Raw genomic sequence first — 16,438 nt, 5'->3', positions numbered from 1 at the left:
TAACGAATGGAAGGGTTTGCTCCCAATTGCCAGCCACCTCGGCAGCGAGGTTCTCGACGCGATTTCCCTGCCGAGGCAGAAATCCGCTTGTGTTGTACGGGAGGGCCTTCAGGGCCAGTCAGGGTTGCGCGAGCGACTCAACTCGGGACAGCCGCAGCTTCAAGGTATGGCTCCCGTCCGCGGAGATGGGGAGTTCGAGCATGCCCGCCGCGAAGTCCTTCTCCTCGAGCGTGTAGGACGTGGTGAGGATCTCCTCGCTGGAGAAGAGATCGACATCCAGGACCCTGATGCTGATGGGCGCGTTCAGCAACTCGGGAGAGGTCGTCACACAGGCGCCATCGTTCCAACTGGGAGTGAAGCTGGGAGACTCCCCGGTCTTCACCTTGCCCACGGAGCCTCCGGCTGGGCAGTCCAGTTCCACGACCACGTCGGGAGCGTCAGTGCCCATATCCCATGAACCTCCATCCGGTTTCGAGGGGGGAATCGAGGCGCTCAGCGGCTGGAGCGACCAGTGCGTGGCGCGATCGGCGAGACATTCCCAACCCCGGAGCACGTCTTGCTTCTGGCAGCTCTGGAGCAACTGGCACATCGAGCACTGCGCTCCCATGCTTCCACACGCGTAATTGGACTGGGTGCGGTAGCACGCGCCCCTGAGGCAGCAACCGCCCTCGCAACTGCGCGGGGTGCAGGTGGGCTGCGCGGGGTCATCAGGCTTCGTGGGTTCACCAGGCTCCGCGGGCCCACCCTGCTGTGGAGACTCGAGGGGGGGTCCTCCCGAACTGGGCAGATCGTCCAGCCCCAGACCACAGCCCCCAACAGCTCCGGTCAGTGGAGCCACGAGGAGAGAGAAAACAAGCCATTTCGACATCTTCATACCGTCTCCCTTGTGAAGCCAGCCACCCATGGCTCTTCGACTCGCATCTACAACCGGGAAATGCATGAGACGGATGCGGTGAGGTTCGCGTGTTCCGCCACACCATCCAGATACCAGGAGCCGTTCTGGATGTAGGCGCGCACGGAGTCCAACGTGCCCCCAAAATGGCCCGACACCATGCTCAAGAAGCACACCTGCGCGGTCGCCGTCCCCAAGGGGAGTTTTCCCATGCCCTTGGACCAGGTGAACTCGCTGTGGTGGGAGACCTTCCCCACGCACCGGGCAGTCGCCGAGGCGCCAGGCTGGGTGCCGCCCCCGAGATAGTAGTAGCCGTCGCTGCCCACCGAGATCTCGATGCGATCATTCGCCCCTTGGAACCGGCCCGAGATGCTCGTGAGGAAGCAGGCGTTGCCCTCTTGAAGGACCATCCGCACGGGGGACGTCCCCGCGCTCCACCTGAAATCACCGGCCCTGGGGTAGCCATTGGCACAGGTCGCCGACGCGCACACCCCGGCCTCGCTCGAATTCCCAGAAAGATACCAGGAGCCATTGCTCGTCAGGGTGGAAACCGAGTCCGTGGCGCCTCCAAACCTGCCAGACATCCGGCTCAGGGCGCAGGTCTGCCCGACGTCCTCCGCGAGGCGGGGCGGCGCGTCTCCCTGGCACCAATCGAAATACGTCGGCAGCCTGGAGACGATGCTGATCTCACTCAGGACCTTCTCCCCCGCGGTGATCACCAGCTTCTCGCTCTCGCCGCTGTAGTCGATGCGCGCATCGTCGACCCGGATGGTCATCAGGTAATGCGACAGGAAGGATCTGGCGAAAGTGATGTCCTGCTGAGAGCCATTCCTGTTCTGCAGGATGACCCTGACGTTCGAATCCCGGATGTCCTTCTCGAACAAGTCATAGCCGTAGAAGTTGACGCCCACCAGGGAGCCCTGCTGGACCTGATCCAGCTCGACCACGGTCGGAGACACCGTGCAGAAATGCGGTACCGGGGAGGCTGGGGTCCGGCCTTCCATCTCGTCGATGATCCGTTTGAGCCCCTCGATCATCCGGTTCCCGATGAAGTCCACATCACATCTGAGCTCGGCGCTGCCCGTGGCGATGCCTCGCTCCGCCAACATCGTCACCTGATGGGCGATGAGATCATCACCATCCTTGAACAGGTTGGCTTCGAGTTCCTTCATCGTGCTCTGCCACGATGAGGATTCACGGCCAATCATGTCGATCGCGCCCTGGATCGTGGTGACAGCGCCATTGATTTCCTGGCAGGAGTTGCTCAACACCGCCACCAGACACAAGAGGGGAATCTGGACATGCCGACGGAAGGCGAGGGTTTGACGCATCATGTCCTGTCTCCGGGAGTGACGAAAAGATGACTATTCCAGGATAAGGTTTTTGTAAACCTGATTTCAAGGATAGAACTGAAAAGCAGCTATTCGTGTAAAAGTCTTGTGGAGCTGGGGAACTCCAGGCGGGGGGTTCTCCTTCTGTCTGGGTGGACAGCACCGCGGGCGTGGGTCGCACCTCCTTCACCCACCGGGAAAACTAGATGGAGTTCATAACGATTCGGAGCGGCGATTGAGGCTTGTCGGGCGTAGGGTGTCTGGGCGAAGCAGGAGCGCCAGGAGCCTGTCGAAGAGGCCGCGCGGAGGGGACCCGATGAAGAGGAGCTGTCGGTGGAGCTGAGTGTGGGAGTGTGGGAGTCGCTGAAGGCGGTGCGGGAGCGTTCGCCGCTCGTGCACAACATCACCAACTACGTCGTGATGAACAACACGGCCAACGCCCTGCTCGCCGTGGGGGCCTCGCCCGCCATGGTGCATGCGCGGGAGGAGGTGGCCGACTTCGTGGTCCTCTCGCAGGCGCTGGTGGTGAACATCGGCACCCTGTCTCCGGACTGGGTGGAGGGGATGCGGCTGGCCGTCCACGCCGCGCGCCAGGCGCGGGTGCCCTGGGTGTTGGATCCGGTGGGCGCCGGCGCCACGCGCTACCGCTCCGCCACCGCCGCCGAGCTGGCGCGACAGGCTCCTGCGGTCATCCGTGGCAATGCCTCGGAGGTGCTCGCGATGGCGGGCGAGGCGGGGGCCACGCGCGGGGTGGACAGCACCCAGTCCTCCGAGGTCTCGCTCGAGGCAGCTCGGGGGTTGGCCTCCCGCCTGGGGACCGTGGTGGCTGTCACGGGCAAGACGGACTACATCACCGACGGCTCGCGTGTGGTGGCGGTGGACAACGGCCACCCGCTCATGGCCCGGGTGACGGGCATGGGGTGCACGGCGTCCGCGCTCGTGGGCGCCTTCCTCGCGGTGGAGCCCGACGCGGTGCTGGCCGCCGCGCGCGCCCTCGCCGTGCTGGGCCTGGCCGGGGAGCTCGCCGCCGGGCAGTCCAAGGGTCCGGGCTCGTTGCAGCTCCACCTGCTGGACGCGCTCTACACCCTGGATGAGGACACCGTGCGCGCCCGCGCCCGCCTGCGCTGAAGGAGACCGTCACCATGAGCCGCCGTGTGCCCGACCTGTCCGTCTACCTCGTCACCGACCGCCTGCTGTCGCGTGGGCGCGAGTTGGTGGACGTGGTGCTCGCCGCGGTGCGCGGCGGGGCGACCCTGGTGCAATTGCGTGACAAGGACGTCCCGGCGCGCGAGACGCTGGCGTTGGGCCGGGCGCTGCTCGAGCGGCTCCGTCCGCTCGGGGTGCCGCTCATCGTCAATGATCGGGTGGACCTGGCGCTGGCGATGGGGGCGGACGGGGTGCACGTGGGGCAGGGCGACCTGCCGCCCGAGGTGGCCCGGCGGTTGTTGGGGCCCGATGCGCTGGTGGGCCTGTCCATCACCGGGGCGGAGGACCTGCCCACGTTGGATCCGGCGGTGGTGGACTACGCGGGCGTGGGTCCCATCTTCCCCACCGGCTCCAAGCCGGATGCCACCCCGGCGCTCGGGCTGGAGGAACTCGCCCGGCTGCGGCGCCTGCTGCCCGTGCCGGCCGTGGCCATCGGTGGCATCTCCGCCGCCAACGCCGCGGCGGTCGTCGCCGCCGGGGCGGATGGGGTCTCGGTGGTGTCCGCCATCTGCTCCGCGGAGGACTGCGAGGTGGCGGCAAGCACCCTCGTCCGTGCCGTCCGCGAGGGGCGCGCGCGCAGGGGCTCCCTGTAAAGCCAGACAAAATCGGTCCCCTGTGCCGAGGGACGCGCCCCCTTCACCACTTGAGCTGGTAGATACAGGCGGCGTCGCCGAGGGCGCGGCAACCTCCGGGGCCATGCGTGATGCGCAGCCGCAACGCGCCCGGGCTCGCGAAGCGTACGTGGAGGGCTTCCAGCAGGCCCTGATCGAACTCACAGGGATAGGGGTTGTCACACCGCATGCGCGCGGCATGTCCGTCCACGGGCTCGTGGTGGTAGCCGCCAATGTCTCCCGGGCCCCGGTGGTTCATCCGGTAGGCCTCATCCACCAGGATCAGGGCCATCTCGAAGGAGGTGATGTGGGGAGGAAAGACCGTGTACCGGGGAAGCTGCTGGCCGATGGCGCGCAGTGAGAAGCGGCCCACGTGGGTCTGGATGTCCTCCAGGCAGCGCAGGAAGTCCGGCAGGGGATACCACGGCTGGAGCGTGGTGGCCGTGAACCCGTGCGCGGCCATGATGCGTTTCACCTCGGGCCGCACGGCCTCCCCGGAGTCGAGCAGGGCGTTGACGAGGTGGCCCTGCGCCTCGACGTCGCATGCCTGGATGACGCGAGCCATGGTGTGCCTCCGGGATGGGGAGCCTTCACTCAAGCACGTGCGCGTGAGTCATCTCAAGACGCAAGTCCCCTGGAAAAGCGAGGCCCCGCTGTAACGCTTTTCACGAAGCGTCACGGAGGGGCCAGACCCTCTGCGCGCCCCGCTCAGGTGAGAGGAAGCTCCAGCGTGGCCACGGCGCCCTGGCCAGGCCCATTGCTCTCGAGCGTCAGGCGTCCATTGAGGATCTGCGCCGCCAGCGCGCTCGAGTGCAGCCCGAAGCCGTGGCCATTCTTGTGCGTGGTGAAGCCGTGCGTGAAGAGCTTGCCCTTCACCTCGGGAGCGATGCCCATTCCGTCATCCTCCACCTGGATGCGCACCACGGGCCCCACCGCGGCCAGTCTCACCCACAGGTGGCGCTTGCCCTCGGGCATGGCCTCCAGCGCGTGCCGGGCATTGCTGAGCAGGTTGATGAGGATCTGCAACACCTTGTGCTTGTCCACCCTCACCTTGGGGAGCTCCGACAGCTCGCGTTGGACGCAGACGCCGTGACGCTGCAGCGTCTCCATCTGGATGCGCAGGGCATCATCGATGAGCTGGGCCAGATCGCACTCCTCCGTCATCAACGCGTTGCGCGCGTACGTCTGCTGCACCTGGACGATGGCGCGGATGTGGTCGATGTGCCGGCCCATCGCATCCATGTCCTCCATGAGGCGGGTCTGCTCGCGCACCAGCTCGTCGGCCACCACCGAGAGGTACTCCGGCAGGCGGCTGCCGCGCGAGCCATCCGCCAGGAACTCCACCAGGTTCGTCTGGTTCTCCATCAGCAGGGCCGTGGCTTGTTTCAGCCGGCCCACGCGGGAGGACCCCACGGCCTGGCGCATCATCTCCAGGTTGACGACGGCGCTGGTGAGCACATTGCCCACGTTGTGCAGCACGTTGGAGGCCACCTCCGCCATGCCCACCTCGCGCGCGGTGTCCACCAGGCGGGCCTGGGCCTGCTTGAGCTCGCGGGTGCGCTCCTCCACCCGCCGCTCCAGCTCCTCGTTGGCCCGGCGCAGCTCCGTCCGGGCGCGCTGCACGTCCGCGTACAGCCGCGCGTTCTCGATGGAGATGGCCGCCTGCGAGGCGATGTGTCCCAGGAGCGCCAGGCGCGCCGGACTGAAGGCATTGGTGGCCAGGTTGTTCTGCAGATACAGCGCTCCGGAGAACTGCTCCTGCTTCATCAGGGGCAGGCACAGCACCGAGCGTGCTCCGCCGCGCGCCAGGGCGGGATCGGCCGAGAACGGGTGGGGCTTGGAGGCGTCGCCAATGAGCACGTGTTCCCGGGTGCGCCGGACATAGGACAGGATCGTCCAGGGCAGCTCGTGGGGCCCCCCCTCCGATGACGTCCCGGAGATGGCCGCCACCGACAGTGAGTGCCCTTCCGGCAGCAGCAGGGCGCCGCTCTGGGCGCCCGCGTTCTCGATGGCCGCGCGCAGCAGCGTCGTCACCAGTCGCTCCAGCACGATCTCGCTGGAGACGGCCTGCTGGGCCTTGACGACCGTGAGCGCGTCGATGCGGGTCGAGGCCGTGCTGTGGGTGGTCAGCGCCTCCTCGGCGTCCGCCGAGGAAGCGAGGTGGGGCCACTGGGATTCCAGGTGCTGCACCTTGCCCAGGGCTCCCCACTGTTGGTACGCCGCCCGGGCTTCCCTCGCGAAGGCATGGGCGACCACCGAGGCCCGCCGTGTGCGCCAGAAGTTGGCCGCGAGTTCACTGGCCAGTCCCACGTACTGGGTGGCACCGCTCTCCCGCGCCGCGCGGATGGCCTCTTCATAGGCGCGTGTGGCCTCGTCCGCCCGGCCCGCCAGGCGCGCCAGCTCCGCGGCCACCATCTGCTCGAGCGCGTGGAAGTTCTCGGGGCAATGCTCCGCCCAGTCCGCGAGCTGCCGCTGGTGGACCTGGATGGCCTCGAGAAACCGCCGCTGCTCCTCGGGCGCGGCCCCCTCGAAGCACGCGGCCAGGCTCAGGGCGCGAAAGAACTGGTACTCCCTGAGAAAGAGCATGCCGTGCATGGACCAGAGCAGCTCGGCCGCCTTGTCCGCCGCCTCCAGGGCCTCCGCGTAGGCGCCACACATGAAGCGCGACTGGAGCTTCACGATCCAATAGATGCACCGCATGGTGCCCATGCGCGCGGGAATCTGCCGGGTGGCCTCGAAGGCCTGCTCATCGAAGTCACCCCCGCTCAACGTGTCGAAGGAGCGCGAGAGCCCGCGCAGTTGCTGCACGTAGGCCTGGTAGCTCAGGAGCATGTCCATCGCATCCACGACCCCCGCCTTGTTCACGAACTCGCCGCGCGAGACCGCTTCCTCGTAGACGTCCTTGAGGTTGTGCCCCATGGCCAGACGGTTCTGGACGATCATGTGGCAGAAGAAGCTGGCGTTCAGGAAGTCCCCGGACTGGAGATCGTCCCGGAAGCCGCGCAGGGAGATCTCGTGCACGAGGTGGATGGGGCGGGTCCAGTAGTCGGTGTACTGCACCCCGAAGAGCACCCGCGTGCGGCGATCGGGCAGGTTGTGCCGCTCGATGAGCTCGCACGCGAGCTGGCCCAGGGCCTCGCCTTGCCGGTACCGCTTGAAGTAGGAGCTGGTCAGCACCCCGAACCAGCAGATTCCCAGCACCGCGGCCTCCGAGAAGCCGTAGCGGAGCGTCAGCGAGACCATGCGGCTCAGGTCGATGATGAGCAGGTGGTGATCGCTGAAGTAGGCCGGTCCGAAGAGCGAGGCGAGCACACCCATGACCAGCTTCATGTCCGGATCCGTCATGGGCGGCAGGTCGATGAGGCTCTCGATGGAGCGCTCCCCCAGCAGCGCCCACACCTCGTCATGGGCGGCGATCGCCTCCTCCTGGGTGGGGTGGCGTGAGATGGGCATGCCCAGCACGTCGAGGCATTCCAGCATGCAGGTGACGGCGCCCTGGATGTCGCCCGTGACGAGGCCGATGTCGTTCTTCAGGCAATACGCGGCGGTGATGTCCGCACGGCTCCGCGCGCGGGACAGCAGCTCCTCCGTGAGCTGGCGCGTCTCGGCGATGTTGCTGCTCAGCAGCTCGCATCTGGCCCGCGCGAGCCGTACCTTGAAGGCCAGCTCGGGGTCCGTCGTCCAGGGGTCTCCCGGGATGAGCGTGAAGGCCATGCCGAGGTAGGTGAGGGCGGGGCGGAGCGCGACCGCGGCCGCGGCCTTGCGTCCCGCCTCGGCGTTCAACCGCGCGAGCTGGTGGCGCTCCGCGGCATCCTCCATCAGCTCCACCCCGGCGTTGAGCTGGCTCACCACGTCGAAGAGCGACTCGTGCACCTGCTCCTGTGTCAGGCTCTGGAGCAGCAGGCGGCCGATGCGCAGGTGGATGGCCTTCTGCTCCTCCTCGGAGACGAGGGAGTGGGCCGCCTGCTGGATGCGGTCATGCAGGAAGCGGTACTGCTCCGGGCCGGAGCGCACCAGCATGCTTTCCTGGAGCGCGGGCTCGAGCCCCTGTTCCACCTCCTCCAGCTGTCCCAGGCCGGCGAGGGTGCCCAGCATCTGGAGGGTGAAGTGGGTGCCCACGCACGCGGCCAGCCGCAGCAGGTGCTGCGTGCCCGGGGGGAACTGGCGCAGCTTGCCCACCATGAAGTCGACGACGTTCTCCGAGTAGTCCCGGGCCTTCACCCCCGCGGCATCCCACCGCCACCCGCCCTCGGGCACGCGCACCAGCAGACCATCCTGGTGGAGCGCCACCAGCAACTGCATCAGGAAGAAGGGATTGCCTCCTGTCTTCTCGTGCACCAGCGCCGAGAGCGGGGCGACGACCGCCCGTTCCGCTCCGGGCAACGCATCCGCCACCAGGTGCTCCACCTGCGCCACGCTCAGCGGCTCCAGCCGGATGTCCGCCAGCCGCGTCCCCGCCGCGAGCACCTCGCGCAGCATCGGCATGAGGGGGTGCGCGGGGCCCACCTCGTTGTCCCGGTAGGCGCCAATCCAGAGCACCGGCGGGGCTTCCGGCTGGGTATGCGACAACAGATGCCCGAGCATCTGCAGGCTGGCCAGGTCCGCCCACTGCAAGTCATCCAGGAACACCACCATGGGGTTTTCCCGGGTGGCGAACACCGAGAGGAACTGGCGCACCACCCGGTAGAAGCGGTGCTGCGCCTCGTTGGAGGACAGCTCCTGGAGCGCGGGCTGCGGGCCCGCCAGGATTTCCAACTGGGGCACCAGCTCCACGAGCACCTGGCCCTTGCCTTCCCAGGCCTGGTTCACCTGTTCGCGCCACCGGGCGATCTCCTCATCACTCCCCGCGAGCAGTTGTTGCACCAACTCGCGCAGGGTCTGCGCCAGGGTGGCGTAGGGAATGTCCCGCTGGAACTGGTCGAACTTGCCCCGCAGGAAGAAGCCGCGGCGCTGGACCACGGGCTTGTACAGCTCGTTCACCACCGAGGACTTGCCGATGCCCGAGTACCCGCTGACCAGGATCAACTCCGGCGCGCTCGTCCGGGCCACCCGCTCGAAGCTCTCGAGCAGGGTGGCTACCTGCGCTTCGCGCCCGTAGAGCCGCTGCGGCAGTTGGAACCGGTTGGGCGTGTCGTACGTCCCCAACGCGAACTCCTCCTGCTCGCTCTGGCTCAGTGCCTCGCGGCAGCGCTCCAGGTCCGCCTTGAGTCCCTCGGCGCTCTGGTAGCGCTCCTCGGCCACCTTGGCCAGGAGCTTGAGCACGATGGCGGACAAGGCCGGCGGCACCTGGGGGTTCAGCTCGTGGGGAGGAATCGGCGTGCGCGCCATGTGCGCGTGGAACCACTCGAGTGCATCCCGTCCCTGGAAGGGGCGCTGCCCGGTCAGCAGCTCGTAAAAGGTCACCCCCAACGAGTAGAAGTCCGTGCGGTAGTCCACCGCGCGGTTCATCCGTCCCGTCTGCTCCGGCGACATGTACGCCAGCGTGCCTTCCACCAGGTGCGTCGGCGCCGCGTCCAGGTGCTCCACCTGCTGCAGCGTGGCCACCCCGAAGTCGATGAGCCGTGCCTCCCCCGACGGCTCCTCGATGATGTTCGAGGGTTTGATGTCCTTGTGGATGACGTTGCGGCAGTGCACCTCCCCCAGGGTGGAGGCCAGGGAGATGGCCAGGTTCAAGAACCGGGAGAGCTCCATGGGCTGGCCCGTGGTCTCGGACAGGGGTTGGCCGAGCACCCACTCGAGCAGGAGCAGGGGCCGCTCGTGGAGTCGATCGCAGGCATAGGGCCTGGCCACGCCCCGCACGTCCTTCAGCCGCTGCAGGATTCCGAACTCCCGCCGGTACCGCTCGTTCTCGACGGGACCCGGCGAGGCCGCGATCGGCGTCTTGATGATGACGGGTAGGGCATCGGCCTCTCGCACCGCCTGGAACAGCACGTTCGAGCCCATCGCCCGGATGGCGCCGAGAACCCTATAACCCGGTATGTCCAGCATGCGGAGGACCCCCGCGGGCGAGAACCAGTCTCAATGACGGCGTCGCGCCAGCACTTCGAATCATACGTGTTCGCGCGCATGTGAAATCCACACGGGAGGAGGGGAGCATGGGGTTCCCCCGAGAACCTGCCGAGGGGGCATTCCTCCGGAGTTCCGCCAGGACGAGTGCTGCAACCCGCGATGAGGCCTGGCCGTGACGCCGCGTGTGGCCAGGCGCTCGAAGCCTCGCGCGGAGCCGTGGGGGGGCGGCGACAGGCAGGAGACCACGCCCCGGGTGTATCGCCTGCCCAGGGCCACGCTCGCTCTCCTTGGGAGGGGGAAGAGGGGGAGGCCGCTACCTTCCGGAGGCCGTTCCGCTGGGCGGGTTCCCGTGTGGGAGCGTCAGCACGGCGGGGTAGCCGACGACGTGCACGCCCTGGTTGTCGTGGTCGAAGCTCGCCAGGAAGATGCCCTCGCGGCCTGGGTTGACCTTGGAGATGGCGCTGACGCGCTGCCCGTCGTGCAGGGTCAGGTAGAGAGGCTGGCCGCCACTGGGATCCAGCACCAGGTAACCCGTCTCGTGCGAGATGGGGAACAAGGCGGGTGGCAATCTCAAGAGCAGCGGTTTGAGCCACGGGTTCGCGTGAATCCATGCCGCGCTCCTGGGGCGGCCACGATAGAGCGCCACGTAGATGCGTCCGCGCTCATCCCGGCTCAGTCCGTCTGGCATTCCTGGCAGACCCTCTTGCAGGATCTCGGCGGTGCCTGCCTTGGGGCCCCCCACGAACAAGCGCAGCAGCCGGAACTTGGGCGTCTCGGAGATGACGATGGATTCCTCCCTTCCCGTGCCGCCCTGGGTGGAGGTGGAACCGGAGTCCAGCAGGACTCCGTCGACGAAATGGAAGTCCTGGGCCACCAGTTGGGCGCTGCTCCTCTTCAGATCGAACAGCCACAGCCGCCCGTTGCGCGCCAGGCTGATCGCCTCGCGGAAGGCCGCCTCATTCCCCATGGCCGCGCCGGGATAGTCATAGGGCTCCGATACATAGATGCGTTGACCGTCCTCGCTGATGTCCAGGTCGTTGCAGAATGCGATCGGCCGGCTGTTGGCCCCGGTCATGTCGGCGAAGCGCAGCGCGGGAGTGGACGCGACGGGGTACACCGCGCCCTCGCCTCGTGCTCCCACCGGCTTCAGGGGCGGAGGCAGGGGAACCCGCAGGGCGACGGCGCGTACCTCCCGCGTGGACAGGCGCAGCTCATAGACGCCCACGGAGGCTTCGTGCTCCGGCTGGAACCCATGGAGATGCGAGGCGCAGAACAGCATCCGGTCCGTCTCCCCGGGCGGGAATTTCGCGCCGGACGCCACCAGGGGGGTCCGCACGAAGCGCTCGGCCTTGCCACTGCCGAGCTCCAGCCGCCAGATCCAACCGTCTCGAGCGGTGATGAAGGCCTGGCCGCGCTCCTCCTGCAGCACCACGTCGTCATGTCCGGGCACCGCCGGACCCATCAGGCCCGCCGCGCCCACGTCATCGCCGGCTGCCTTGACCGCGAGGAGCGCCGCGCTGGGCTCCGGCAGGACATAGGCCTCGGCCGGACGGATATACGCCGGTGGCGCGCTGAGCCACCAGACTCCGAGGACCACGACAACGAGCCCTCCCACCAAGCCCTTCCTGCTACGCCCCATGGCCCACCTGCCTGGCGATTCCGCTCACCTGTGGCACATCGTCATCCAACCAATACGCACGCTCCGGTCCGGCCACCAGGAGCTCCTCGACCCTGGCTCCGCCACCGTCCCAGCCGATGTGGGGCTCGATGGCCCACAAGCCCAGCTTGCTGCCGATGTTCCCCGGGGGAGCGCGCGGCGGACAGGGATACCCGCGTTTCTTGTCTCCAGGTACATCCCAGCCTTCGCACGGTATTGTCCACAGCGCCTGGTTTCGCCATGGCCTCCGACCGCCGCCTGATTCACGGCGGGAGTGTCAGAACGCATGATGGGGCTCCGCTCGCGAGGTCTGGAACAGAGTGGGAAGGGATATCCATGCGTGTCTGTCAAGCCGGACTTGCCGTGGTGCTGCTCGTCTCGAGTCTGTTCTCCGGGGGAAATGTCTGTCAGGCCGCGGACCTTCCCTCCGTGACGCCTGACACCCAAGGCTTCATCCAGCCTTTCATCCTGACCTTCGAGCGCAACGAGGCGCTGGTGATTGTCTTCCCGGCGAAACACCCCGTGTACGAGGCCATCGAGGTCATGGTGAACCGGCGGGCCGGCCAGCCACCGCTGCTGAGGGCAATCATCACGCGGCATGACAAGTTCCAGATTGATCACATCAATGACGTACAGCTCGCGCGGGATCGCGCGGAGTTGCTGTCCGGACGCAAGACGGTCTACCGGCCCATCCAGTACGAGCAGCGGGAGGCCGCTGGCATCGTGACCTCCCGGTTGAGGTTCAAGTCCTATCGCGGCGAGGACATCGACCTGCACTTCCAGTCCATCGCTCCCGTCGCGACGGAGCCGGGAGGGTTCATCGATCCCGGGGGGCACTCGAAGGATGACGCGTTGCCGGTGATGTGGGCCGACGCGGGCGCCTTCGCCAGTCCCCGGACGCTGTTGACCATCGATGGGGCCACCTTCCCGCTCAAGCAGGGTCCACAGCCAGGCTCGCTGCAGGGTATCTACTTCGCGGGCTTCCGGATCGGGGTCGTGTACGAGGGAAGCCTGACGCTGTATCCGCTCGGGTCGCCGCGCCGCTTCGCCGAGGGGGAGAAGTGGGTCTACATGGACAACCTCGGGAGCTGGCATGTGTATGAGATCATCGCCGTCACGGGGGATGAGCTCACGATCCACAAGACCACCACGTCACCGGCGCTGTTGGAGGAGTTCATCACGGCCCGGCGCGAGGGGGACGAGCTGCGGCTGCTCCGGGTGCGCGCCACGGGGCTCCAAGGGCGCGGGAGCCCCTTGCCTCCCTCCCCCCAGGGCTTCACCCTCGATCTGTCCGAGGGAGGGCGCTTCGCGCTGTCCGTCGACGAGCATGCGCGGCTGATGACGGGCTCCGTCTTCCTCGAGAGGGGGCCGCGCACGGAGGCGTGGATCCTCCGCCCCGAGCAGCCGGAGTGGGCGATCCCGTTCGTCGTGCGCGCCACGGTGACCCGGCTGGGAAGCGGATTCGCCCTGGAGAGCATGGTCGGCGAGCCCGTGCCCGGCTCCAGTCCATGAAGTTGCGCGAGAGCGGGGATGGTCATTACCTACGGCCTCATGAGTGAACTCCGACCTCCCCTGCCTCCTTTCACCTACGAAACCGCCGTCGAGAAGGTCCGCAAGGCCGAGGACGGGTGGAACTCACGCGATCCGCAGCGGGTGGCGCTGGCCTATACGCAGGACAGCCGTTGGCGCAACCGCTCCGAGTTCGTCCAGGGACGTTCCGAGATCATCGGTCTGCTGACCCGCAAATGGGAGAAGGAACTCGAATACCGGCTCATCAAGGAGCTGTGGGCGTTTCACGAGAACCGCATCTCGGTGCGCTTCCAGTACGAATGGCATGACTCCGCGGGCAACTGGTTTCGCTCCCATGGCAACGAGCAATGGGAGTTCGACGAGAACGGCCTCATGCGCCGGCGCGAGGCGAGCATCAACGACGTGCCCATCTCCGCCTCGGAGCGCAAGTTCTTCTGGCCCCTGGGCCCGCGCCCGTCGGATCATCCGGGGCTGCGCGAACTCGGCCTCTGACCGGGTTCACCGGACAGCGCTGTCGCGAGCGGCCTCCACGGGTCGTTCGCGCGGCCAGCTGAGTCCAGCGGGGCAGGCGGGGAGCCGCCAGTTGCTCGTTCGCCAGGCAGGGCACCGTGGCCCCATCCACGCCGTTGCGCGGCGTGGAACGTGCCCACTGTAAGGCTCTGGCGGGTGCTCCGTCCGCCGGGGTGAAAGGAGTCGTTCTTCCCATGGCTCACGAGCACACCCACCTGCGGCACTCCCCCGCGGACCCCCAGCACGCACCCCCCTCGATCGCGGAGGGCAAGGTGCTGGATCCGGTATGCGGGATGACGGTCGATCCGGCGACCGCCAAGGGTGGCAGCCACGTCCACAACGGGGCGACCTACCACTTCTGCAATCCGAAGTGCCGGGAGCGCTTCGCCGCCGAGCCCCAGAAGTTCCTCGTGCCCCAGGCCACGCCGGAGCCGGTGGAGGCGCCGCCAGGCACGATGTGGATCTGCCCGATGGATCCCGAGGTCCGCCAGGACCACCCCGGGGCCTGCCCCATGTGCGGCATGGCGTTGGAGCCCGATCAGCCGGTGACGATGACGGCGCGCACCGAGTGGGTGTGTCCCATGCACCCGGAGATCGTTCGCGATGCGCCGGGGGCGTGCCCCACGTGCGGCATGGCGCTGGAGCCCCGCACGGTGTTGCCCGAGGAGGCGCCGGACCCCGAGCTCGTGAGCATGACGCGGCGGTTCCGGGTGGGCCTCGTCCTCTCGGTGCCGCTGTTCCTCCTGGGCATGTCCGAGATGCTTCCGGGCCAGCCGCTGGGGCGCGTCCTGAACCCACGGCTCATGGCCTGGGTGCAGCTCGTGCTGGCGTCTCCGGTGGTGCTTTGGGCGGGCTGGCCCTTCTTCGAGCGGGGTTGGGTTTCGGTGAAGAACCGGCACCTCAACATGTTCACCCTCATCGCCCTGGGGACCGGGGCGGCGTACCTCTTCAGCGTCGTCGCCACGCTGGCGCCGGGGCTGCTCCCGCATGCCTTCACCGGCCATGGGGGCGCGGTGCCCGTCTACTACGAGGCGGCGGCGGTCATCGTCACGCTGGTGCTGCTGGGGCAGGTGCTGGAGCTGCGCGCCCGCCGGGCCACCTCGGGTGCCCTGCGGGCGCTGCTCGGCCTCGCCCCGGCCGTGGCCCGGCGCATTCGCGAGGATGGGGGGGAGGAGAACGTCTCGCTGGAGCAGGTGCGGGTGGGGGACTCGCTGCGCGTGCGCCCCGGCGAGAAGGTGCCGGTGGATGGCGTGGTGCTGGAGGGCGCGAGCGCGGTGGACGAGTCCATGGTGACGGGCGAGTCCATCCCCGTGGAGAAGGGCCTTGGCGCTCGCGTCACCGGAGGCACCGTCAATGGCACGGGCGGCCTGGTGATGAAGGCCGAGCGGGTGGGGCGGGACACGCTGCTCGCGCGCATCGTGCAGCGGGTGAGCGAGGCCCAGCGCTCGCGCGCGCCCATCCAGAAGCTGGCGGACAAGGTGGCGGCGGTGTTCGTGCCGGCGGTAATCGCCGTGTCGGGGGTGACGTTCCTCGTCTGGGCCTTGTTGGGGCCCGAGCCGCGGCTGGCGCACGCGCTGGTCAACGCGGTGGCGGTGCTCATCATCGCCTGCCCGTGCGCGCTGGGACTGGCCACGCCCATGTCCGTGGTGGCGGGCATGGGCAAGGGCGCCGGGGTGGGGCTGCTCATCCGCGACGCCGCGGCCCTGGAGCTGTTGGAGAAGGTGGACACGCTGGTGGTGGACAAGACGGGCACGCTCACCGAGGGCAAGCCGAAGCTGGTGTCGGTGGTGGCGGCGGACGGCATGGACGAGGCCCGGCTGCTGCACCTGGCGGCGAGCCTGGAGCGGGGCAGCGAGCACCCCCTGGCGGCGGCGGTGGTGGCGGGGGCCGAGGCACGTGGAGCGGTGCTGACGGCGGCGCGGGACTTCCGCTCGGTGACGGGCCAGGGGGTGACGGGGCTCGTGGGGGAGGCGCGGGTGGCGCTGGGCAACGTGGTGCTGCTGGAGTCGCTTGGCGTGGACGCGGGCGCGCTGCGGCCTCGCGCGGAGGCGCTGCGGCGCGAGGGCCAGACGGTCATGTTCGTGGTGGTGGACGGCCAGCCCGCGGGACTGCTCGGCGTGGCGGATCCGGTGAAGGCGACCACGCCCGAGGCGCTGGCCGCGTTGCACCGTGAGGGCGTGCGCGTGGTGATGCTCACGGGGGACAGCCGCACCACGGCCGAGGCGGTGGCGCGGGAGCTGGGCATCGACGAGGTGGTGGCGGAGGTGCTGCCCGAGGGCAAGGGTGACGTGGTGAAGCGGTTGCAGGCGGGGGGCCACACGGTGGCCATGGCCGGGGACGGGGTGAACGACGCGCCGGCGCTGGCCCAGGCGGACGTGGGCATCGCCATGGGCACGGGGACGGACATCGCCATGGAGAGCGCGGCGGTGACGCTGGTGAAGGGGGACCTGCGCGGGATTGCCCGGGCGCGCAAGCTGAGCCGGGGGACGCTGCACAACATCCGGCAGAACCTCTTCTTCGCCTTCATCTACAACACGCTGGGGGTGCCCATCGCCGCGGGGGTGCTGTACCCCTTCTTCGGCCTGCTGCTCAGTCCGATGCTGGCCGCGGCGGCGATGAGCCTCTCGTCGGTGTCGGTCATCTCCAACGCGCTGCGGCTGCGTCGGCTGGACCTGTAACCCGTCGTGCCCCG

General features: G+C 68.2%; 10 protein-coding genes. 5 read left to right on the top strand and 5 right to left on the bottom strand.

Going from position 1 to position 16,438, the window contains the following annotated elements:
- Positions 1-118: 118 nt before the first annotated feature.
- Both F0U63_RS37540 and F0U63_RS37535 read right to left on the bottom strand, forming a co-directional pair.
- Positions 119-448, bottom strand: coding sequence for a hypothetical protein (locus F0U63_RS37540; protein ID WP_395837782.1), 330 nt, complete (start codon positions 446-448; stop codon positions 119-121).
- 473 nt (positions 449-921) lie between these two features.
- The gene (locus tag F0U63_RS37535) at positions 922-2,226 is read right to left on the bottom strand and encodes a hypothetical protein (protein ID WP_395837780.1); all 1,305 of its coding nucleotides are present in this window, start codon (positions 2,224-2,226) and stop codon (positions 922-924) included.
- Between the two features lie 330 nt (positions 2,227-2,556).
- Here F0U63_RS37535 and thiM point away from each other — a divergent pair, with 330 nt between their 5' ends.
- Positions 2,557-3,351 carry a hydroxyethylthiazole kinase gene (gene thiM, locus F0U63_RS37530; RefSeq protein WP_395837778.1) on the top strand — a complete coding sequence of 265 codons (795 nt, stop codon included), beginning with the start codon at positions 2,557-2,559 and terminating at the stop codon, positions 3,349-3,351.
- 14 nt (positions 3,352-3,365) lie between these two features.
- A complete protein-coding gene (gene thiE / locus F0U63_RS37525; RefSeq protein ID WP_395837776.1) occupies positions 3,366-4,022 on the top strand; it encodes a thiamine phosphate synthase in 657 nt (218 codons plus the stop codon).
- Positions 4,023-4,065: 43 nt separating this feature from the next.
- Here thiE and F0U63_RS37520 read toward each other — a convergent pair whose 3' ends face one another.
- From F0U63_RS37520 to F0U63_RS37510, 3 genes are all read right to left on the bottom strand, one after another.
- On the bottom strand, positions 4,066-4,605 hold the full coding sequence (locus tag F0U63_RS37520) for a hypothetical protein (RefSeq protein WP_395837774.1): 540 nt from the start codon (positions 4,603-4,605) through the stop codon (positions 4,066-4,068).
- Between the two features lie 143 nt (positions 4,606-4,748).
- Positions 4,749-10,028: an AAA family ATPase gene (locus F0U63_RS37515; RefSeq protein WP_395837772.1), complete on the bottom strand. Its 5,280-nt coding sequence runs from the start codon at positions 10,026-10,028 to the stop codon at positions 4,749-4,751.
- 334 nt (positions 10,029-10,362) lie between these two features.
- Positions 10,363-11,646: a hypothetical protein gene (locus tag F0U63_RS37510; RefSeq protein ID WP_395837770.1), complete on the bottom strand. Its 1,284-nt coding sequence runs from the start codon at positions 11,644-11,646 to the stop codon at positions 10,363-10,365.
- 396 nt (positions 11,647-12,042) lie between these two features.
- Here F0U63_RS37510 and F0U63_RS37505 point away from each other — a divergent pair, with 396 nt between their 5' ends.
- The 3 genes from F0U63_RS37505 (at position 12,043) to F0U63_RS37495 (ending at position 16,424) form a co-directional block, all read left to right on the top strand.
- Entirely contained in the window at positions 12,043-13,218 is a 1,176-nt protein-coding gene (locus F0U63_RS37505; protein WP_395837768.1) for a hypothetical protein, read from the top strand.
- 39 nt (positions 13,219-13,257) lie between these two features.
- Complete coding sequence (locus tag F0U63_RS37500) at positions 13,258-13,728, top strand: DUF1348 family protein (RefSeq protein ID WP_395837766.1); 471 nt, start codon at positions 13,258-13,260, stop codon at positions 13,726-13,728.
- Positions 13,729-13,940: 212 nt separating this feature from the next.
- Positions 13,941-16,424, top strand: a complete 2,484-nt coding sequence (locus F0U63_RS37495; protein ID WP_395837764.1) for a heavy metal translocating P-type ATPase — start codon at positions 13,941-13,943, stop codon at positions 16,422-16,424.
- Positions 16,425-16,438 lie beyond the last annotated feature (14 nt).

It is taken from the genome of Cystobacter fuscus (assembly GCF_044360685.1).
In the GTDB taxonomy this organism is placed as follows: Bacteria; Myxococcota; Myxococcia; order Myxococcales; family Myxococcaceae; genus Cystobacter; species Cystobacter fuscus_C.
This window is presented reverse-complemented; position numbering and strand designations above follow the sequence as displayed.

What these genes read in the sequence shown, in the direction of transcription:
- F0U63_RS37540 (WP_395837782.1), bottom strand. Translation starts at nt 448, where the DNA reads ATGGGCACTGACGCTCCCGACGTGGTCGTGGAACTGGACTGCCCAGCC.
- F0U63_RS37535 (WP_395837780.1), bottom strand. Translation starts at nt 2,226, where the DNA reads ATGATGCGTCAAACCCTCGCCTTCCGTCGGCATGTCCAGATTCCCCTC.
- thiE (WP_395837776.1), top strand. Translation starts at nt 3,366, where the DNA reads ATGAGCCGCCGTGTGCCCGACCTGTCCGTCTACCTCGTCACCGACCGC.
- F0U63_RS37520 (WP_395837774.1), bottom strand. Translation starts at nt 4,605, where the DNA reads ATGGCTCGCGTCATCCAGGCATGCGACGTCGAGGCGCAGGGCCACCTC.
- F0U63_RS37515 (WP_395837772.1), bottom strand. Translation starts at nt 10,028, where the DNA reads ATGCTGGACATACCGGGTTATAGGGTTCTCGGCGCCATCCGGGCGATG.
- F0U63_RS37505 (WP_395837768.1), top strand. Translation starts at nt 12,043, where the DNA reads ATGCGTGTCTGTCAAGCCGGACTTGCCGTGGTGCTGCTCGTCTCGAGT.
- F0U63_RS37500 (WP_395837766.1), top strand. Translation starts at nt 13,258, where the DNA reads ATGAGTGAACTCCGACCTCCCCTGCCTCCTTTCACCTACGAAACCGCC.
- F0U63_RS37495 (WP_395837764.1), top strand. Translation starts at nt 13,941, where the DNA reads ATGGCTCACGAGCACACCCACCTGCGGCACTCCCCCGCGGACCCCCAG.